This window comes from Clostridium sp. BJN0001, from assembly GCF_022869825.1.
GTDB lineage: Bacteria > Bacillota > Clostridia > Clostridiales > Clostridiaceae > Clostridium.
The window spans coordinates 276,371-291,661 of sequence record NZ_CP094971.1; the positions used below are offsets into that span (position 1 = coordinate 276,371).

Genomic DNA, 15,291 nt, shown 5'->3' on the forward strand with positions numbered 1-15,291 from the left:
TAGAAGATATGGAGTTATTATTGATAATTTATAATGTAAATAATACTTTTATATTGTTAAATTTATGATATACTAAAAAGTAGAGACAAAATATAGTTTATACATAGAATAAATGGTTAGGATTTAAGGAGGATTTTTTTTATGAAGAAAGGAATAGCAGCATCTAAAGGATATGCTATAGGAAAAGTATACTTAAAGGAAAATAAGAAAGTTAACATTACTGATGAAAAGATAAGTGATATTGAAGCTGAAAAAGCAAAGATGCAGAAAGCTCTTGCTGATTCTAAAAATCAACTTCAAGCTGTAAAAGAAAAAGCTGAAAAGGAAATGGGAGCATCAAAAGCAGCAGTTTTTGAAGCACATATTACTTTAGTAGATGATCCTGAATTTACTGGAGCTATGATGTCTGAAATAGAAAACAACAGCGTAAATGGATTAAAAGCAATAACTACCGTTACAGATAACTTCGTGCAAATTTTTGAGTCAATGGATAACGAATACATGAAGGAAAGAGCTGCAGATATAAAAGATGTTTCAAAGAGAATCTTATCTAACTTTGCAGGTTTTGGCGGAGATGGATTTAATATAACTGAGAAAAATACAGTAGTTGTAGCTCATGATTTAACACCATCTGATACTGCAGGTCTTGATAAATCTAAAGTAGTTGGATTTACTACTGATATTGGTGGAAGAACTTCACATGCTGCAATCATGTCAAGAACTCTTGAAATTCCAGCAGTTCTTGGAGTAGGAGACATAACAAAATGTGTTAAGACTGGAGACAGCATAATTGTTGATGGAATTAACGGTGATGTAATTATCAATCCTTCAGAGGATGTAATTGCTGAATACAGAGAAAAAGAAGAACAGTTTAAGAAAGAACAAGAAGAATTAAAGAAATTAATAAATGTTGAGACAAAAACAAAGTCTGGCAGAAGAATAAAAGTATGTGGAAACATAGGAAAACCTGCTGACATAAAGACTATTATAGCAAATGGAGGAGACGGAGTAGGCTTATTCAGAACAGAATTCTTATATATGGATAGAAACGAAGCTCCAACAGAAGAAGAACAGTTTGAAAGCTATAAAGCAGTTCTTGAAGGAATGAATGGAAAACAGGTAATAATAAGAACTCTTGATATCGGAGGAGATAAGACACTTCCATATCTTCCATTACCAAAGGAAATGAATCCATTCTTAGGATATAGAGCAATAAGATTATGTCTTGACAGACCTGAAATATTTAAGGTACAGTTAAGAGCACTTTTAAGAGCTTCAGTTTATGGAAATCTTGGTGTAATGTTCCCTATGATTTCTGGACTTCAAGAATTTAAACAAGCAATAAAAGTTGTAGATGAATGTAAGGCTGAACTTAAAGCAGAAGGAAAAGAATATTCAGATAAGATTGAATGGGGAATCATGGTTGAAATCCCAGCAGCTGCAGTATATGCAGATGAACTTGCTAAATATGTTGATTTCTTCTCAATTGGAACAAATGATTTAATTCAGTACACATTAGCAGCTGACAGAATGAGTGAAAAAGTTTCATATCTTTATAACCCAATGCATCCAGCAGTATTAAGACTTATAAAGATGACAATTGAAGGAGCACATAAACACGGTAAATGGGTAGGAATGTGCGGAGAAATGGCAGGAGATGAAAATGCTATTCCAACACTTGTTGAATATGGCTTAGATGAATTCTCAATGAGCGCAACTTCAATACTTAATGCTAAGAAAGTAATGATAGAGCAGAAATAATATCAAATGACAAATGTCCTTTGAACTAAGTGGCTGTCTCAAAATGATTTTTTATTATCATTTTGATGCGGCTCTTTTTATATTATTTGGAATTTAAAACTGATTGACATTTATGCATAAAAGTATATAATTAATGTATAATTATACATTAGTTTTTGGGGGTAAAATAAATGAAAAAGAAGATATTTATAGATGGAAGTGCAGGAACAACAGGGCTTAGAATTTATGAAAGATTTGAAAATCGTGATGATATTGAACTTATAAAAATATCAGAAGAATTAAGAAAAGATCCTGTGGAAAGAAAAAAGCTTATAAATGAGTCAGATATTACATTTTTATGTCTTCCTGATGCAGCAGCTAAGGAATCTGTAGATTTAGCTACAAATGATGATGTGATAATAATCGATACATCTACAGCACATAGGACTGAGAAGGGGTGGGCATATGGTTTCCCAGAACTTTCAAAAAAACATAGAGAGAATATAAAAAATGGAAAGAGAATAGCAGTGCCAGGATGTCATGCTACAGGCTTTATTTCAGCTGTTTATCCGCTTGTTGCAGGAGGAATTATTCCGCCTGACTATCCTATTTCAGCATTTTCTTTATCAGGTTATAGTGGTGCAGGTAAAAAAGGAATTGCACAGTATGAAATGGAAAATAGAGAAAAAGAATTTGATGCACCAAGAGAATACGCATTAAATCAGCAGCATAAGCATTTAAAAGAGATGAAGAAAATTACAGGACTTTCAAAACTTCCTCTTTTCTCACCAATAGTGTCAGATTATTATAGTGGAATGCTTGTATCAGTTCCTTTATATACAGAATATTTTAAGGAAAAAAAGAGTCCTTTAGAGATTCAGAAGTTTTTTGAAGAATTTTATAAAGGAGAAAAATTTATAAAAGTAATGCCATATGGTTCTGAGGATAAAACAAATGGATTTTTATCTGGAAATGCATGTTCAATGTGGGATGGACTTAGAATTTTTGTAACTGGAAATGAAGATAGAGTAGTTGTTTCAGCTCAGTTTGATAACCTTGGAAAAGGTGCATCTGGAGCAGCTATTCAATGCCTTAATATTGTACTTGGATGCGAAGAAGATAAAGGATTAAACTTATAGGGAAAAAAGATGGTATAATTAGAATAAAAACAATAGAAGAACTGGTGAGAGAATGGATAATAAAAAAGCAAAGAAAATTTATGATAAAGCAGTAAAATACTATCAATCTGGAGATCTTGACGATGCACTTAAAATATGTGAAAAAAGTATTTCAAAAGATATAAAAAATCCTGCACTTTTAAATTTAAAGGGGCTTATTCTATATCAGAGAGGCGATTTAAATAAGGCAATTACTACATGGAAAGTTAATGCTGATTACAATAAAGATATGATGGCTAACAATTATATAAATGATGCATATTATGATAAAGACAGCGGAGAACTTTATGTATATGCAGAGCGTCTAATCAAAAATTTAAGAGTGGATGATGCTATAAAGATACTTAAAAAATGCAGTAAAAGTGATTTTAACTGTATAAATGTAAATTCAGCACTTGCTATGGCATATCAGAGAAAAGGTGAATTTGAAAAAGCTTCTGAATTTATAGAGAAAGCACTTAAAGTGGATAAGAATAATCCACGTGCATTAAAGATAAAAAAGGACCTTAAAACTGGAGGTCTTTCAACAGATTCTGTGTATGAAGAAAAAAGTCATAAAGCAAGAAATATATTTATAATTATGCTAGTTCTTCTTATAATAGGTGGGCTTAGTTATTTTGTTTTCCTAAAATATTCTGTAAAGATAGATAAAAAAGAAAATACAGAAAAAATTACTGTAGATGAAGATGTAACTCCTAAGGTAGAGACTAATATAGATACACAGGAACAGGAAAATGAAGATAGCTATGGATTTGACAAAGAAAAAATAACATCATTTATTAATGATAAAGATTTTAATTCTTTATATGATTCTATAAAAACTGTAAATGAGTCAGATTTAAAGAGTGAAGATGATAAAGTTTATAAAGATGCAGTTAATATGTTAAAGACAGAGGGAGTTAAGAATTTCTATGATGATGGACGTCAGTATTACAATGATAAAAAGTATGATGATGCAGTAGACAGCCTTAAAAAAGCATACGATTATAAAGATGGAAATTATTTAGCACAGCATATAATTTTTTATTATGCAAGTTCCCTTTTAGAGCAGGGGAAAAATGATGAAGCATTGGGACTTTATAATGATTATTATAAAGCTTACCCAAAGGGACCATATATTGAAGGTGTTTTATATCAGCTTACGCTATTAAATTCAGGCGTTGATGATAAAAATAGTAAAGCTTATGCAAAAACTCTGATAGAAAAGTATCCAGAGTCCACATATATAAATGATACAATAAAGCAGATAGCAAATAGTTAGACATATTCCAAATAATTAAAGGGAATAATAAATGTTGCAATAAAAATTTGAGAAGGATGATTATATGGTTACATTTATTAAGAATTGTGATGTATTTGCACCTGAATATATTGGGAAAAAAAATATACTCGTTTCAGGCAGAAGCATAGAAGGAATTTTTGAAGAAAATGAAGATGTTAATATTCCAGGAATGAATGTTATTTATGCTGATGGAAATTATATGTTTCCAGGTCTTATTGATTCCCATGTGCATATAACAGGAGGCGGTGGAGAAAGTAGTTTTAGTTCACGAACTACTGAGATTGATGTTAGTGAGATTGTAAAATATGGAGTTACTACTGTTGTTGGATGTAGAGGAACAGATGATGTTGGAAGAAGTATGGAAAGCCTTATATCAAAGGCTAAAGAGCTTAAAGAAAAAGGTATTTCTGCATATTGCTATACAGGTTCATACAGTATTCCAGCTAAAACTATGACTAGGTCTATAAAAAGAGATATTATGATGATAGATGAGATAATAGGTACAGGGGAAATAGCTGTTTCAGATAATAGAAGCTCTAATCCAACATATGAAGAACTTCTAAAGATAATTTCAGAAACGAGAGTTGCTGGACTGTTATCTGGAAAAGCAGGGGTAGTAAATATTCATGTTGGAGATGGAAAAGATAAATTAAAGCTTATTAAACTTATTATAAACAGCACCGAAATACCAGCTTATAACATACTTCCTACGCATATTAATAGAAATGGAGCACTTTTTTCTGAAGCTAAAAATTATATTAAACACGGAGGAGTAGTTGATATTACTACAAGCTGTGATAAAAATAATATGGCAGAAGGAGAACTTAGAGCAGCAAAAGCATTAAAAGAGCTTTTAGATTCTGGCGCAGATATACAAAATATAACATTCTCATCTGATGGAAATGGAAGTATGCCAGAGTTTGATTGTGAAGGACACTTAATAAAAATGGGCAGATGTAGTTTAGATTCTCTATACACAGAAGTGATTTCGGCAATAAATGATTATGGGATAAGTATAGAGAAAGCTTTATCCGTTGTTACAAAGAATCCTGCACAGATTTTAAAATTAAGGAAAAAAGGCAGAATAAGACTTGAGAATGATGCTGATTTTCTTATAGTTGATAAAAATAATTTTGAAATTAAGTACGTATTTGCTAACGGAAAATGTATGCTAAATAAAAAAGAAAAATAATATAGATTTATAAAAGGACTGTGTTATATATTTAACAACAATCCTTTTTTATTTATTATAAATCATAGTAATTTTTATAAAATTCTTTAAGTGCAGGTGCAATAATAAAAATAATCCATGAAAATTCCCAAATGTTAAATACAAAACTTATAAAAAAGTAAACTGCTACAGTTATTAACCAGTAGACTTTCATTAAAGATTTTACAAGTTTTTTATTTTTGCTTTCTATTTGATGAAACTCATTTGAATTATGTGCTTTTAATTTTTCATTTATTAGATCACTTATGTTACTAAACTCAGATATTATAATTCCTACTATTTCTTCATCACTTTTTCCTTCACTTTGTAATTTTTTATAATCAGATTCCATTCTATTTAAAATTTCACTTTTTAATTGTTTTATTTCTTCTGTTTGAGGAACTCCGGAAAAAGTATTATTAACATATGTTGTTAAAGTATTCATAATGCTATCACCCCTTATAAAAAGCATTATAATACTTGTTATTAATTAAGACAATAAATGAATTTTAATAAAATAAAAATGAAAAAGGACAAAGTACAAATAAGGTTGTTTCTGTTTGAGCGCAGAAACTAAATTTATAAGCTTTTGCGTTTAGGCGAAAGCTTTAAGTCTTTTGCGAGAATCGCAAAAGACTCACCTCATTTGTCCTTTGTCAGCTGTCAAATGACTTTTGCATTATGCTTTTATTTTAAAAAATGTGTGATGCCCTATAATTGTTTTATTTACTTTTGCAGTTCCTTTCATCCACGAACATGTTGAGATTTGTGGATTATAGAAAAATAGAGCTCGATTTGTAGGATCTACTCCTTTAATGGCATCATATACTGCACTATAACAATCTTTATTCGGCGTTGCCGTTATATTATTATGTCTTACACATGAAAAAGCATTTTTTTGAAATATTACATTTTTAATTGTATTTGGAAATCCTGGTGTTATAACACGATTTAGGACTACCGATGCAACTGCTACTTTTCCTGTATATGGCTCACCTATGCTTTCTGCAGCTACTAGCTTTGCCATTAGATTTATGTCATCTTTTGTAATATATATTTTTTGAGAGTTCGAACTGAAAACTTCAACGGTAGAGTTTTCAGTTGAACATGAGTTAGCCTGATAATCTATATTCTGTGAAGTTAAATAAGTCTTTGCATTGTCAGCGGCTTTAACGTTTATTACAGTAGCAGAAGCAGAACTGATATTAAATATGAAAAGATAAAATACCAGTGCTGTAAAAAATATACTGCATATTTTTTTCATAAAAAACCTCCTTTTTTATAGTGCAACAAATATATTATTACCCAAGGAGATATTTTTATACATTTTATCCTTGTCTATACTCATCTAAGGATTTGATAAAAGAATCATAATAATTTAAAAAATCATCATACTTATCAAAAGCATCATCATAATCGGATGAAGAATCGTTTTTTACTGCATAAGAAAGTTTATTTAAATATATCTTATATGAATTTATCATATCTTCCATGTGCTCATAACAGCTAAAAGCATCTTCAGGAACTGAAATTGAAGAAACTTCATTTTCTAAAGATTTTAATGAAGATTGTTTATTTTTTATATCACATACAAGAGGTGATATATCTCTTTTCTTTGATCTTATATCTGAAACAGCGTCTCTTAAATCTTCTTTTAACGATGAAAAGTCTGATATTATGTTGTCTAGTGAAAAAAGAAAATCTGATTTTGCTGATTTCATGATTTCAGTATCATTAATATTTCTATATGATGTATCGACATAATCATTTAAGGAATCAAAAAAAGTAGCTGAATTTCCTAAATAATTAATGTTAATATCATTTTTATTTAAATTATCAGCAGAATCTAAAATTTCTTTTCTGCTTTTTAAAAGTGATTGATATGTGCTTGTGAAATTATCTTTATTTGTATCAGATAGTGCAGACATAGAATTTAAATATAAGTTTAAATTTAAATTTATATGATCTAAAAGAGTTTCTTTAAGATTTTTATATTTTTCATTCGACATTTCAAGTGATATAAGTTCGCTTTTAAGATCTACAATCTGGTTAAAGCTTGAGTTAAGCTTTATTGAAGCCTCTTTTGGATTAAAATCTGAAACATATAGTGAAGAATTTATTTTATTTAGTTTATCTGAAATAATATTTAATTTTTTTAAATCGTTACATTTATAAAAAAATGTAAATAATATAGATGAAATGATTAAAATTAATAATATAGGCAAAATATATTTATAATATTTTTTTATAAATTCCATATTTTTTCTCCTTACAAAATAGCTTACTTATATATAATATTTATAAAATAGCAAATTTATTATAAAATAATAAATTTGTAATAAAATAATGACACTCTTAGTACCAATACAAGCTATTAATGTTGTATAATTTTATATAGAGAAATGAGGTGAGTAAATTGAGTGATTTTTTTGCAATGCTAGTAAAAACTTTTTCTAATATATCAGTATGGGCAGTGCTTGATATATTAGTTGTTTCTATGATATTTTATAAAGGTTATACATTAATAAAAGAAACAAGAGCAGAACAGCTTTTAAAAGGTATACTTCTTATAGTTGCACTTATACCTATAAGTTATTTTTTAAAGCTCGATATGCTTAATTTTATTTTAAATAAAACACTTACAATAGGAGTTTTATCTGTTGTTATAATCTTTCAACCTGAAATAAGAAGAGCGCTTGAACATATAGGAAGAAGTGCATTTGATGACAATCATCAGATAAATAAAGAAAGAGTTAATACTATGATAAATGAAGTAGTAACTGCAGTAGAAAATTTGGCACAGTCAAAAACAGGTGCGTTAATAGTAATTGAACAGACAACAGGCTTAAATGAACTCATAGCCTCAGGAACAATGATTGATGCAGTTACAACATCAAATCTTCTTGAAAATATATTCGTAGTAAATACACCACTTCATGATGGTGCAACAATAATAAGAAATAATAGAATACTTGCATCAGGATGTGTACTTCCTCTTACAAATAATGTGAACATAAATAAAAAGCTTGGAACAAGACATAGAGCAGCGATTGGTCTTTCTGAAGTCTCAGATGCTCTTATAATAATTGTATCTGAAGAAACAGGAGTTATATCACTTGCTATAAATGGTAATTTAACAAGAAATTATAACAAAGACAAATTAAGAAGTGTACTTACAGCGATAATTGAGAATAAGGCAAAGAATAATGTGGTAACAGCTGGAGAGAAGGTGAAGTCATGGATAAAGATGAAAAAATTTCTAAATCGATAATAGTAAAACTTATTTGTTTGCTTATATCGACATGTTTATGGTTTTATGTAAGTAATGTTGAAAACCCTACAAGAACTTCAAAGATAAAAAATGTTCCTGTACAGCTTATAAATCTTTCATCTCTTCAAGATGCAGGACTTGCAATTTCGGAGAACCAGGACTTTACGGTTGATTTAAGCCTTGAAGGCTCATCAAAAAATGTAATTAATGCCAAAGTTGAAGATTTTAAAGTAGAGGCTGATATGTCAGCATATGCCTTAAAAGAAGGAGAAAATTTAATACCTATCAAGATAGTTGACTATCCTGAAAATGTAAGTATAAAAAATAATGGTGTACTCGCAGTAAAGGTAAAGCTTGAGAAGATGATTCAAAAGGATATAGATTTGGTTTCAAAAGTTGATATATCATATAAAGACAACATATATGAGAAAGATAAAAAGATATCACCATCAAAAGTAACAATATCAGGGCCTCAAAGTGCAGTTGACAGAGTTACGCAAGCTGTTATTGAAGGTGAAGAAAAAAATGTAGACAGGAATATGGAAGCATCATATGATATTCAATTTATAGATCAAAAAGGAAATAAAGTATCTAATATAGATTCAAATTATAATAAAGCACAGCTAGAAATTGAGGTAAGCAGTGGTAAAAGTGTGCCTGTGACTGTAAAAACACAGTCCAATATAAAAGAGGGATATATATTAGAATCTGCACTCCCTTCTTCTGAATCTGTAGTAATTATAGGAAATACGGACAATCTAAATAATATATCAGAGATAGAAACTGAACCGATAGATTTATCAGAAATTACAGGAGATACTGAAATTTCTGCAAAGTTAAAACTTCCAAACAATATTACACTTTTCAATGGAGAAGATAAAATTAAAGTAGAAATAAAAGTTGTGGCTGCTAAAAACCCAACAAGTGTAATGAGTGTAAAAGTAAATTGTAATAATTTAAAAGACGAGTTTGCTATTAAAAATGAAAATATAGTAACGAGTGTTACATTCTCAGGAAACACTGAAGATTTAAAATCATTAACTGCAAAAGATATAGAAGCTTCTGTTGATCTTTCACAGATATCAGAAGAGGGAACGTACAATTTTAAGCCTTCAGTTACTACGAAGAAAAATATTGAAGTATCTGCGGTGTCAGAAGTAAGTATTACGATAAATAAGAAATAAAGATAAGCGAAAGACGGTGATAGAATTTGCCTATTAGAATTAATAATCTTCATCTAAATCTTGATGAAGATAAAGATGACTTAAAGAAGAAAGCACGTAAAAAGCTTGGAATTTCTGAAAATGCTATAAAGAATATTGAAATTATCAAAGAGAGCTTAGATGCGAGAAAGAAAAATGATATTAAGTTTAATTATTCTATAGATGTTTATACTGAAGATGATGAAAAAGTTTTAAAATCTGCACATAGTAAAGATATAAGATTTGAAGAAATAGAAAAAAGAGAAGATATAATTCATGGAAATGAAAAACTTATAGAGCGTCCTGTCATAATAGGATTTGGCCCTGCGGGAATATTTGCAGCTTTAACTTTAGCTAAAAATGGTTATAAACCTATTGTGTATGAACGTGGCGAAAATGTGGATAAAAGAACAAAGACTGTTAATAACTTTTGGAAAACAGGAAAGTTAAATACAGAATCAAATGTTCAGTTTGGAGAAGGTGGAGCAGGAGCTTTTTCAGATGGAAAATTAACAACAAGAATAAAAGATCACAGATGTTCATTTATTTTAGATGAATTTATTAAATCTGGTGCACCAGAAGAGATAAAATATCAGGCAAAGGCGCATGTAGGAACTGATCTTTTAAAAGGTGTCGTTAAAAATATAAGAAAGCAGATAATTGATTTAGGCGGAGAAGTAAATTTTGAATCAAAGCTTGAGAAAATAGAAATATCTGAAGGAAAGCTAAAAGCTATCGTAGTAAATGGAATAAGAAGAGAATGTAATGCTCTTATTCTTGCAATAGGTCATTCATCAAGAGATACGTATGAAATGATCTATGATGAGGGAGTAAATATGGAGGCAAAAGCTTTTGCAATAGGGGTTAGAGCTGAACATCCACAGGAAATTATAAATATAAGCCAGTATGGAAAATATTTTGATCATCCAAAGCTTCATGCAGCTGATTATAGACTTTCATATCAGTCAGCAAAGTTAAAGCGTGGAATATATTCATTCTGTATGTGCCCTGGAGGAATAGTTGTAGCAGCAGCATCTGAAAAGGAAAGGCTTGTTTCAAATGGTATGAGTTATCATGCAAGAGATGGCGTAAATGCTAATTCAGCTCTTGTAGTTACAGTAAATCCAGATGATTTTAAAGGTTCTTCTCCACTTAGAGGAATGTATTTTCAAAGACATTACGAAAGCCTAGCGTATAAATTAGGAGGTGGAGGATATAAAGCTCCTGTGCAGCTTGTTGGAGATTTCTTAAAAGATAGAAAGAGTACAAAGCTTGGAAGCGTAAAGCCTTCATATACAGCAGGATATGTTTTTGAGGAGCTTAAAAATTGTCTTCCATCATACGTTATTGATGGATTAAAAGAAGGAATAATAAATTTTGATTCAAAGATTAAAGGCTATGGTATGGATGATGCTGTTCTTACTGGAATAGAAACAAGAACATCAGCACCTGTAAGGATAGATAGAAACAAAAATTTAGAGTCAATAAACGTGTCAGGCCTTTATCCATGCGGAGAAGGTGCAGGGTTTGCAGGGGGAATAATTTCAGCAGCAGTTGACGGAATTAAGTCAGCAGAAAGCCTAATTACGAAATATAGTGAAAATATCAATTAATTTTCTGAAAATTTAGCTTTTTGACTATATTTTTGTTAAAATATATATGGAGAGCTTTATAAGCGATTGACACAAAATTAACAATATAAGATAATTATTATATAAATATATGAAAGGTTAGAGGTGCATAATAAAATGAGTAAAAATTTTGCAGATTTATTTTCAAGATTAAAAGAAATACCTACTAAAAAAGTAGCAGTAGCAGTAGCACAAGACGAACCCGTATTAGAGGCTATAAAAGAAGCTTATGAAAAGGGAATAGCTAACGCTATATTAGTAGGAGATAAAGAAAAGATTCATGCAGTTGCAGATAAAATTGACATGGATTTAAAGAATTTTGAAATAATGGATGTAAAGGATCCTAGAAAAGCAACACTTGAAGCTGTTAAGCTTGTATCAAGCGGAAATGCTGATATGCTTATGAAAGGTCTTGTAGATACAAAGACATTCTTAAGAAACGTATTAAATAAAGAAGTTGGTTTAAGAACTGGAAAGACAATGTCTCATGTTGCAGTATTTGAAATTGAAGGATGGGATAGATTATTCTTCTTAACTGATGTTGCATTTAATACATATCCAGAATTAAAGGATAAGATTGCAATAATAAATAATGCAGTAACAGTTGCACATGCATGTGGACTTGAAAATCCAAAGGTTGGAGTTGTATGCCCAGTTGAAGTTGTAAATCCAAACATGCCATCAACAGTTGATGCAGCATTACTTGCAAAGATGAGCGACAGAGGACAATTCAGAGGATGCGTTGTTGACGGACCATTTGCACTTGATAATGCTATTTCTTTAGAATCTGCTAGACATAAGGGAGTTAAGGGAGATGTCGCAGGACAAGCCGATATATTAATGCTTCCAAACATCGAAACAGGAAATGTTATGTATAAGACATTAACTTATTTTGCACCTGCTAAAAACGGATGTCTTTTAGTTGGAACTTCAGCTCCAGCAATTTTAACTTCAAGATCTGATACTTTTGAAACAAAGGTAAATTCTATAGCACTTGCAGCATTAGTTGCTCATAATAACAGCTGTAAATAATATAAGGAGAGATGAAGATGGCTTATAAATTATTAATTATAAATCCAGGTTCAACATCAACTAAAATTGGTGTTTATGAAGATGAAAAAGAAGTTTTTGAAGAGACTTTAAGACATACAAATGAAGAACTAAAACAGTTTAAAGAAATTTATGATCAGTTTCAGTTTAGAAAAGATGTTATTGTAAAGGTACTTAAAGAAAACAATTTTGATATGAAGTCATTAAATGCCATAGTTGGAAGAGGCGGACTTTTAAAGCCAGTTGAAGGCGGAACTTATGCTGTAAATGATGCTATGGTTGAAGACTTAAAGGTAGGAGTACAAGGACCTCATGCTTCAAACTTAGGTGGAATTTTAGCAAGATCAATTGCTGATGAATTAAATATACCATCATATATCGTTGATCCAGTTGTAACTGATGAATTAGCTGACGTTGCAAGATATTCAGGAACTCCTGATATTCCAAGAAAGAGTAAATTCCATGCTTTAAATCAGAAAGCAGTTGCTAAGAGATATGGAAGAGAGTCAAAAAAAGGATACGAAAACTTAAACCTTGTTGTTGTACACATGGGTGGTGGAGTATCAGTTGGAGCTCATAATCATGGAAAAGTTGTTGATGTAAACAATGCACTTGATGGAGACGGCCCATTCTCACCAGAGAGAGCAGGAGCAGTTCCAGCAGGAGATTTAATAAAGATGTGCTTTAGCGGAAAGTATTCTGAAGAAGAAGTATACAGCAAAGTAGTTGGAAAAGGCGGATTTGTTGGATACTTAAATACTAACGATGTAAAGGGAACAATTGATAAGATGGAAGCTGGAGATAAAGAATGTGAAAAAATCTACAAAGCTTTCTTATATCAATTAACTAAATCAGTAGGAGAAATGGCAGCAGCACTTAACGGAAAAGTTGACCAGATTATCTTAACTGGAGGAATTGCATATTCTCCAACACTTGTACCAGATTTAAAGGCAAATGTTGAATGGATTGCACCAGTTACTGTTTACCCTGGTGAAGATGAATTATTAGCATTAGCACAGGGTGCTATCGCAGTATTAAGCGGTAAGGAAAAAGCTAAGGTATACTAAAGGACAAATGACAAAGAACAAATGACAAATTAAATGACAAAGGACAAATGTGGAGGTTTCTGCTTAGGCACAGAAACCCCAAAACTTATGAGCTTTCGCTTCAGGCGAAAGCTTTTTGTCTTTTGTGACCTGTCATTTGAAAAAAAGTGTCTATATAAAAATGATGATTAAAAATCATTTTTATATAGACACTTTTTTGCATTTTAGATTTATTTTTATATAAATATTGCCAACGTAACAATGTTATGTTATACTAAACGCATAAAATAAAAAAGTGGGAGTGAGTATATGGAAGAGGACAACTTAATTTCTAAAAAAGAATTGCTTAAAATAACGAATATATCATATGGTCAATTATATAGATGGAAGAGGAAAGACCTTATACCTGAGGATTGGTTCATAAAAAAATCTAGCTTTACTGGACAAGAAACATTTTTTCCAAGAAAAGAAATATTAGATAGAATAGAAAAAATAAAGAATCTTAAGGAAGATGTGTCTTTAGATGAGTTAGCAAAAATCTTTTCACCTAATCTTTCATCAGTATTTTTGGAAGAAAACGAAATACTTAAACAAAACATTGTTTCACAAGCTGCAATAAATTTATATAAAGATGTTCATAAAGAAAGTAATGGATTTTATTTCAATGAGCTACTATTTATTAGTATTGTGGATAAATTTATTAAATCGGGTAAGGCAAGTTTAGAAGAGGGTAGATTGGTTTTAGATACATTAGAAAAGAACTATAAAAATTTTGATGGCAGATGTTGTGATGTAGTGCTTATGAGAAAATTTGGAGTAGGAATATGTTTCTTAATGTTAATACCAAATGAAATATATATTGAAAGCGAAGCTATACTTGTATTAAAGGTGAATGCTGCAGAATGTGTAGAAAAATTAAAGTCAAAAATAAATTATAATGAAGGGAAGTTTTAAAATGGAGGAAAAATTAATTGATATGAAAATTTCTGGTTCTGGTAAAATCGGTGGTGGAAAATATAATGAGATAAAGATAAGTGGATCAGCTAAAATTGAAGGAGATATAGAGTGCTCTAGCTACAGATGTTCAGGTTCTTCTTCTGCAAGTTCAAATATAAAGGCTGAAACAATTAAGATTAGCGGCAGCACTAAAATTATGAAATCACTAAATACTAATGAATTATCAATAAGCGGTTCTTCTCATATATTAGGTGATGTTAATGCCAAAAAAGTAAAAATAAGCGGATCGTATAATGTTGGAGGAAATCTTCATACAGAAGATATAAAAACATCAGGAATGCTATCTGTAGGTGGTGACTGTGAAGCAGAAAACTTTAATGCTCAAGGTGGATTTAACATAGGCGGATTATTAAATGCAGGAAATATTGATGTAGAGATTTATGGAAACTGCAAAGCAAAAGATATAGGTGGAGAAAATATAAAAGTAAAACTTGGTAGAAGTCACTTATTTGCTAGGATGTTAAATATTTTTATGACAAATAGAAAGCTTGAAGCAGATACAATTGAAGGTGATGATGTTTTTCTTGAAAATACTACAGCAAGGATAGTAAGAGGAAATAACGTTATAATAGGAGATAACTGCAATATCGATACTGTAGAATATAGAAATGAAATAAATATAAACAGTAATTATAAGACTGTTTGCAAAAAAATAGATTAAATG

Annotated in this window: 14 protein-coding genes; 11 read left to right on the plus strand and 3 right to left on the minus strand. The window is 30.4% G+C overall.

From position 1 onward, the window contains the following. Positions 1-141: 141 nt before the first annotated feature. The 4 genes from ptsP to iadA all read left to right on the plus strand — a co-directional run bounded on the left by ptsP (position 142) and on the right by iadA (position 5,392). Positions 142-1,761: a phosphoenolpyruvate--protein phosphotransferase gene (gene ptsP / locus MTX53_RS01425; protein ID WP_244834411.1), complete on the plus strand. Its 1,620-nt coding sequence runs from the start codon at positions 142-144 to the stop codon at positions 1,759-1,761. 170 nt (positions 1,762-1,931) lie between these two features. Beyond that, a complete protein-coding gene (gene argC / locus MTX53_RS01430) occupies positions 1,932-2,879 on the plus strand; it encodes an N-acetyl-gamma-glutamyl-phosphate reductase (protein ID WP_244834412.1) in 948 nt (315 codons plus the stop codon). A gap of 52 nt (positions 2,880-2,931) precedes the next feature. Then, a complete protein-coding gene (locus MTX53_RS01435) occupies positions 2,932-4,179 on the plus strand; it encodes a tetratricopeptide repeat protein (protein WP_244834413.1) in 1,248 nt (415 codons plus the stop codon). A gap of 64 nt (positions 4,180-4,243) precedes the next feature. After that, positions 4,244-5,392: a beta-aspartyl-peptidase gene (gene iadA / locus MTX53_RS01440; RefSeq protein WP_244834414.1), complete on the plus strand. Its 1,149-nt coding sequence runs from the start codon at positions 4,244-4,246 to the stop codon at positions 5,390-5,392. Positions 5,393-5,447: 55 nt separating this feature from the next. Here iadA and MTX53_RS01445 read toward each other — a convergent pair whose 3' ends face one another. From MTX53_RS01445 to MTX53_RS01455, 3 genes are all read right to left on the minus strand, one after another. After that, positions 5,448-5,855, minus strand: a complete 408-nt coding sequence (locus MTX53_RS01445; RefSeq protein ID WP_244834415.1) for a hypothetical protein — start codon at positions 5,853-5,855, stop codon at positions 5,448-5,450. 234 nt (positions 5,856-6,089) lie between these two features. Then, positions 6,090-6,674: a cell wall hydrolase gene (locus MTX53_RS01450; RefSeq protein WP_244834416.1), complete on the minus strand. Its 585-nt coding sequence runs from the start codon at positions 6,672-6,674 to the stop codon at positions 6,090-6,092. Positions 6,675-6,738: 64 nt separating this feature from the next. After that, positions 6,739-7,668: a hypothetical protein gene (locus MTX53_RS01455; RefSeq protein WP_244834417.1), complete on the minus strand. Its 930-nt coding sequence runs from the start codon at positions 7,666-7,668 to the stop codon at positions 6,739-6,741. Positions 7,669-7,826: 158 nt separating this feature from the next. On the opposite strand from MTX53_RS01455, the gene cdaA reads away from it, so the two are divergent. From cdaA to MTX53_RS01490, 7 genes are all read left to right on the plus strand, one after another. Continuing rightward, positions 7,827-8,681 carry a diadenylate cyclase CdaA gene (gene cdaA / locus MTX53_RS01460; RefSeq protein ID WP_244834418.1) on the plus strand — a complete coding sequence of 285 codons (855 nt, stop codon included), beginning with the start codon at positions 7,827-7,829 and terminating at the stop codon, positions 8,679-8,681. Further along, complete coding sequence (locus MTX53_RS01465; protein ID WP_244834419.1) at positions 8,648-9,865, plus strand: CdaR family protein; 1,218 nt, start codon at positions 8,648-8,650, stop codon at positions 9,863-9,865. Before cdaA ends, MTX53_RS01465 begins: the two co-directional genes overlap by 34 nt. Positions 9,866-9,891: 26 nt before the next feature. Then, positions 9,892-11,496: an FAD-dependent protein gene (locus tag MTX53_RS01470; RefSeq protein WP_244834420.1), complete on the plus strand. Its 1,605-nt coding sequence runs from the start codon at positions 9,892-9,894 to the stop codon at positions 11,494-11,496. 135 nt (positions 11,497-11,631) lie between these two features. Beyond that, positions 11,632-12,546 (plus strand): phosphate butyryltransferase, encoded by a 915-nt coding sequence (gene ptb, locus MTX53_RS01475; protein WP_244834421.1) that lies wholly within the window; start codon positions 11,632-11,634, stop codon positions 12,544-12,546. A gap of 17 nt (positions 12,547-12,563) precedes the next feature. Next, positions 12,564-13,631, plus strand: coding sequence for a butyrate kinase (buk, locus tag MTX53_RS01480; protein ID WP_244834422.1), 1,068 nt, complete (start codon positions 12,564-12,566; stop codon positions 13,629-13,631). Between the two features lie 288 nt (positions 13,632-13,919). Beyond that, complete coding sequence (locus tag MTX53_RS01485) at positions 13,920-14,564, plus strand: YhbD family protein (RefSeq protein WP_244834423.1); 645 nt, start codon at positions 13,920-13,922, stop codon at positions 14,562-14,564. A gap of 1 nt (position 14,565) precedes the next feature. Beyond that, complete coding sequence (locus MTX53_RS01490) at positions 14,566-15,288, plus strand: cell shape determination protein CcmA (RefSeq protein WP_244834424.1); 723 nt, start codon at positions 14,566-14,568, stop codon at positions 15,286-15,288. The last annotated feature ends 3 nt before the right edge of the window (positions 15,289-15,291 follow it).